General features: G+C 52.2%; 6 protein-coding genes. 4 read left to right on the top strand and 2 right to left on the bottom strand.

Annotated elements, in window-relative coordinates:
• From AAF564_25615 to AAF564_25630, 4 genes are read left to right on the top strand one after another with little or no spacing between them, the layout of a single operon-like run.
• Window positions 1-846 carry a sugar phosphate isomerase/epimerase gene (locus AAF564_25615; protein MEM8488949.1) on the top strand — a complete coding sequence of 282 codons (846 nt, stop codon included), beginning with the start codon at window positions 1-3 and terminating at the stop codon, window positions 844-846.
• Window positions 843-2009 carry a mandelate racemase/muconate lactonizing enzyme family protein gene (locus tag AAF564_25620; protein MEM8488950.1) on the top strand — a complete coding sequence of 389 codons (1167 nt, stop codon included), beginning with the start codon at window positions 843-845 and terminating at the stop codon, window positions 2007-2009. Before AAF564_25615 ends, AAF564_25620 begins: the two co-directional genes overlap by 4 nt.
• A 56-nt stretch (window positions 2010-2065) precedes the next feature.
• Window positions 2066-2554, top strand: a complete 489-nt coding sequence (locus AAF564_25625; protein ID MEM8488951.1) for a VOC family protein — start codon at window positions 2066-2068, stop codon at window positions 2552-2554.
• Between the two features lie 45 nt (window positions 2555-2599).
• Entirely contained in the window at window positions 2600-3559 is a 960-nt protein-coding gene (locus AAF564_25630) for an NAD(P)-dependent oxidoreductase (GenBank protein ID MEM8488952.1), read from the top strand.
• A gap of 12 nt (window positions 3560-3571) precedes the next feature.
• Here AAF564_25630 and AAF564_25635 read toward each other — a convergent pair whose 3' ends face one another.
• The gene (locus tag AAF564_25635; GenBank protein MEM8488953.1) at window positions 3572-5473 is read right to left on the bottom strand and encodes a glycoside hydrolase family 13 protein; all 1902 of its coding nucleotides are present in this window, start codon (window positions 5471-5473) and stop codon (window positions 3572-3574) included.
• Between the two features lie 2 nt (window positions 5474-5475).
• Window positions 5476-5712 (bottom strand): YdeI/OmpD-associated family protein (locus AAF564_25640; protein ID MEM8488954.1); only part of this gene is annotated, 237 nt, incomplete at its 5' end.

Here is a 5712-nt window from a genome sequence, read left to right on the forward strand (position 1 = left end):
CTGGAGACCACGCTCGCACGGATTTCAAGACTTGGGTATGATTACATCGAAATCCAGGGAGAACCCGGGATGTACGATACAAAGGAAGTAAATGCACTCCTCAAAAAGTATAATATCGCGTGCTTTGGCTCCGTGACGCTCATGCTGGAGCAACGAAATTTGCTCGCAAAAGACGAAGCGCAACGTGCCATGTCTGTTGATTATGTTAAAAGCATCATCACGATGGTCAAAGAATTGGGCGGACAAATGGTGTCGGTTGTGCCTGGCACGGTTGGCAAAATCATCCCTGACGGAACCCCTGAGCAAGAATGGCAATGGGCTATTGAAACCCTACAAGAATGTTATGCGCATTCGGAAGCAGCCGGCGTTAAAATCGGCATAGAGCCCATCAACCGGTTTGAAACCTATTTTATCAACCGAACAGACCAGGCCCTGGCACTGGCCCGCGAAGTAGGCCCCAACTGCGGCGTTTGTCTCGACATTTTCCATATGAATATCGAGGAAGAAAACTATTACGAAGCCATCAAGCGGGCGGGCGACCGCATTGTCAATTTCCATATTGCAGACAACAACCGGAAAGCACCCGGCATGGGCACGCTCGACTGGAAGAAAGTTATCGATACGCTCAAGGCAACCGGATACGACGGCCCCGTTTCTGTTGAATTTGCGGCACCGGTTGACCGGACGCCGGCAAACCCGCATCCGGGCAGCATCGACACAAATCCTGAAGGGTTATCCGATGAGCAGAAAAAATTCCTTGAAGACCACGGCAGCGCAGCTGTAACAGAAGAATTCTATACCTTCCTCACCCAAAAATCCATCGACACGATCCGCCCCCTTTTATGAAAATAGCAGATGTAGCATCCTACTGGCTCAGCGTACCCATTCCGGCGAACAGACAATGGCGTTCGGATTACGGGCACCTCTCCCAGTTTGACATGTGCCTCGTTGTTGTAACAACTGAAGATGGCCGCAAAGGTATGGGAGAAGCCAAAGCAGCAGTTGGTGCCACTGGGGTTTGTGCATCCATTGTTGCGTGCATTGAGCACGAGTTGAAACCTCATCTTATTGGTAAAGACATACACAATATTTCTGAGATTTGGGAAAGGCTCTACAGCGGCTCACGCGATCATTATGCCCTTGCGCGGGGCCGTGTATTTCCTATTCTCGGCAACAGGGGCACAACCATTTCAGCCATGAGCGGCATCGACATGGCGCTCTGGGACCTCAAAGGCCAGGATCTTGGCACCCCTGTTGTATCGTTGCTTGGCGGTGCTTGCCGGCCTACGATGCCGGCGTATGCCAGCGGTGGCTGGGCCGACAAAGACGCCATTGGCGATCAGCTCAAAGGCTACTGCGACAAAGGCTTCGAAGCCGTAAAAATGCGCGTTGGTGTTATGGATGACACGGTAGACGCGAGCATAAAGCGGGTTGAAGCTGCCCGCAAAACCCTCGGGGAAGGCATCAAAATCATGGCCGATGCCCATGGTACGTTTAGCGTACCTGAAGCCAGGCGCTTTTGTAAAGCCATCGAGCCGTACAACCTGTACTGGATGGAAGAACCGGTGAGTCCGGATAACAAACACGGCTGTGCAGATGTGCGTCGCTATACCCATACCCCGATTGCCGCAGGAGAAAGTGAGTTCACCCGCTTTGATTTCAAAGAATTGATCGAAGCTGAAGCGGCAGACGTGCTACAACCGGATGCAGCCATTGTTGGTGGCATTACGGAAGGCATAAAAATCAGTGCATTGGCAAGTACGTACCAACTCGAACTTGCCCCTCATTGCTGGGGCTCAGCCATTTCATTTATGGCCGGCGTACACCTGGCTTTTGCATCACCCAGTGCTGTCATGATTGAGTTCTCACTGGGCGGCAACCCGTTGATGTACCAGCTTTGCAACGAACCGCCCGATGTACAAGACGGAATAGTGAAAGCACCGGAACGCCCTGGCCTTGGCCTTACGCTGAACTGGGACTTTGTTGAACAATATGCAAAACACCCTTAGCGCTGTTTTCCTGTCAGAATCACAAAATTTAACCGCCACTAAAACGAGGTTTTGCTATGTCAAAAATCACAAGCATCAACCATATAACCCTCATTGTTGACAATCTCGAAGAAACCGCGCGCTTCTATGAGAATGAACTGGGCCTCGAACCCCTCGCCGCGTTTGAATTCGATTATCCGGCTGCCTTCTTCAAAATCAATGAAACGCAGCAGTTGCACCTGTCTGAATGGGAGGACGCAACATCGTTCCGCGCCCATGTTGCCTTAAACACGCCCGAGTTCAACCACATCTTTCGCCGCAGTAAGGAGTTGGGCATTATAGATATCAAGCCGTGGGGACGCGTACGCCGGCTGCCTGACGGTGCCATGCAAATGTTCATCCGCGACCCTGCCGGCAACCTCGTAGAAATTGTATCGGGCACCAACGACGACATTGACCCTGCTATTTTTGAAGATGAACTCTATAAAGATGGCATCTATGTGTCCGGGCGTAATGACTTCAGGGGCTACAAAAGTGCAAACGCTACCCTGCACCACGGAGAATAAAACGGCAGACCCAAGACCCGGTGCACAAAAGTGCCGCGAAAAACCATGGCCAACACAAACACCTCCAACGTACTGCTTCTCGAAACCGTAGCAACTGCAGCTGATGCGTTGCTACGGTCGCAGAGCAATGTGATCTTTGCAGCAGCGCCAGATGCCGGCGAAGCGCACATTGAGGGCCGGCCCATACACGCGATTGTCACACGCGGCAAAGGAAAAGTCAACGCCGCACTGATTGATGCGTGCAAAGGCCTTCAGCTGATTGCCCGTTGCGGCGTAGGGCTGGACAATATTGATGTGGCCTACGCCTCTTCAAAAGGTATTAAAGTTGTGAATGCACCGGGCAGCAACTCGGCAACGGTGGCTGAGCATGCGCTTTCACTGATGCTGATGTTACAGCGGCACATGACGAAAGCTACAGCAGCGGTCAAAGCCGGCAACTGGCAATACAGAACCGTGTACGCAGGCGACGATTTGCGGGGCAAAAAACTGGGGATTGCGGGATTTGGCAACATAGGCCAGCGGGTTGCGCGACTGGCTGATGCCTTCGGTATGGACATCCAGTTCTGGGATGTGGCAGAAATTGATACGCCATATACCCAGGTCCCGTTTGATACCCTGATCGCAACGTCTCAGGTGATCACGATTCACCTTCCCCTCCTGGACAGTACGCGGGATCTCTTTTCAAGAGACGTGTTGCGCCGGGCAAAACAGCAGCCTGTATTGATCAATACAGCGCGCGGAGGCCTGGTAAAAGACGCTGATCTGCTCCTTGCACTGGAAGAGGGATGGATTTCCGGGTTTGGCGGTGATGTGCTCGAAATTGGTACTCCCCCACCTGAATACCCATTGCTCAAACTGGACAATGTACTGGTCACCCCGCACAGCGCCAGCCTGACAAAAACAACCTATGCGGAGATGTGCATGATTACGGTGCAGAATGCACTTCGCTTGCTTGCCGGCGAAGCCATTGAAGAACGCTATCTTTTCAACCGTAACTCACTTTAATACCAGTTACTATTATTCAGTAACCTGATATACAACCCCGGTCAGCGGTGGTAGCGACAGGCCGGCAGTCGTTTCAACGGTTTGCGCCTCCAATTCGCGGGTAGCAAACAGCACGTTTAGCGTTTTGCCCGCCAATTCATCCGAAGCATCAATTGTAAGATTCTGCAGCGCGTCACTGCGATTCATAGCAACCACAACCGTCTCATCTTTAAAGTGCCGGGCAAACGCAAAACTGTTAGCCCCATCATCTGCCACCAGCGTGGCCTGGTCACCATATCGCAACACCTCATTGTTCTGGCGCAAGCTGATCACATCCTGGTAATAGGCAAAAATCGACGCGTCAAACGCTACAGCATCCGGTGTCCGCGTACGATTGCGTGGCGCAGCTGTTTGGGTGTCATAAGTCAGGTCTTCCCAAACCATGGGCATGCGATCATCCGGGTCATCCGCCCCCCACATGCCAGCCTCAGTGCCGTAGTAAATCATCGGCGCACCTACCGTTGTCATTTGCATGAGCGCGACAAGTTTCTGAATGTCGCGCTCGCGGGTATTTGGTTTTCTTACGTCGTAGGGTTCATACCACCGAGGCGACACATCGTGGTCATAGTCGTACCGCTCCGGAATGGCATACTGCGGTTTCGCATTGACAATCATGGATGCCAGGCGGTCCGTGTCATGGGAATCAATCAGGTTTTGCATCGCAAATTGCATCGACGCAGGGAAGGCCTGCCGGCGGTTGTCTATGAGTGCCATAAATTCAGAGGCCGGCATCAGGTTGTCAATCAGAAACCCTTTAACCGGGAATGCAAACGCATGGTAATTCATGGTAGCCGAGAACCCGCCGTCTTGCAGGAATTCACTAGCTTCATGCCACACCTCAGACACCGTATACGCGTCCGGATTTAACGTTCGCACATGTGCGTTCCAGTCAGCCCAAAACTTTATCGGTACATCTGGCGCCACATCAAGCCGCCATCCGTCTATTCCATCAACCGGGTCACCGTCGCCGTTCGGATCCATCCAGCGGCTAGTAGCATCAAAGACGTATTGTTTGGGCCCGGGATGCAGGTCGGTGCTATCCGGTGTATCAGCAAACAATGGCAGGGTTTCGACGCCCCACCACCCTTCATAAGAAAACTCGTTTTCTGGCGTTGCCGGGTCGTCGAATGCGTTGATGATGTACCAGTCTTTGTAGGGAGAAGCTTCCTGGTTCTTTCGGATATCATCAAAAGCAAAGAAATCTCGCCCGGTATGATTCCAGACGCCGTCAATGATAACCCGCAGATCTCGTGCATGCGCGCCGGCCACGAGATCGAAAAACAATTGATCCGCAGCCGTCATATGCCACGAAGCCGGGTCGCTGGTTTCCTTCGCCATCAGAGCAAAGTCGCCTGCCGGATCAGGACCAAAGTGTGGATCGATGTGATGAAAAGTATTGCCGTCATACTTGTGCAATGAACGGGCATAAAAAACCGGGTTAAAATAGAGGGTATTGATCCCAAGGGTCTTCAGGTAATCGAGCTTGTCGATCACGCCCTGCAAGTCGCCCCCGTATCGGCGATCAAAGACGCCGTCTTCATAAAAATCTTCTCCACGTTCTTCTTCCCAATTATCGCGCGCATACCAATCGCCGGTCCATGATGAAATTTGCCAGGATACCGGCACATTTTCAGGATACTCCAGCGACGCCCGGTCCGGGTCATTGGAAGGGTCGCCATTTCTAAAACGGGTAGGAAAAATCTGATAAAACACCGCATCAGCAGCCCATTGGGGTGAAGATGGGCTATTTGACGAAACCGCTGCTGGTGGTTGCTCGCAGGCTGCCAAAAGCAGTACAGCAACCATGCTTGCGCCGGCGATAAATTTTCCAGTTTTGACAAATATCATCCGCAGCGTCCCATTTACTTCATTCATATTCAATCGTCTTTTGCACGGCGCTGTAAGTCGTCGTACAGCGTATAGGTTCTAACTTTATGGGCAATTTCCAGTGCGCGTTTAATCCGCGTTGCCTCTCGTTTTGCACTGTTTACGTGGTGCGCGAGTCCGCGGCGTTTGCCCGGAGTGAACGAATAAAAGCGAGCAGCAGCCTCTTCGTCCATCGCCAGCACTTCTTCCAGTTCTTCCCCCAGTTCCACATGATCCGGATCAGGATC

Source organism: Bacteroidota bacterium, from assembly GCA_039111535.1.
GTDB lineage: Bacteria > Bacteroidota > Rhodothermia > Rhodothermales > JAHQVL01 > JBCCIM01.

Coding starts and splice junctions, on each gene's coding strand:
- AAF564_25625 (MEM8488951.1), top strand. CDS start 2,066: ATGTCAAAAATCACAAGCATCAACCATATAACCCTCATTGTTGACAAT.
- AAF564_25635 (MEM8488953.1), bottom strand. CDS start 5,473: ATGAATGAAGTAAATGGGACGCTGCGGATGATATTTGTCAAAACTGGA.
- AAF564_25620 (MEM8488950.1), top strand. CDS start 843: ATGAAAATAGCAGATGTAGCATCCTACTGGCTCAGCGTACCCATTCCG.
- AAF564_25630 (MEM8488952.1), top strand. CDS start 2,600: ATGGCCAACACAAACACCTCCAACGTACTGCTTCTCGAAACCGTAGCA.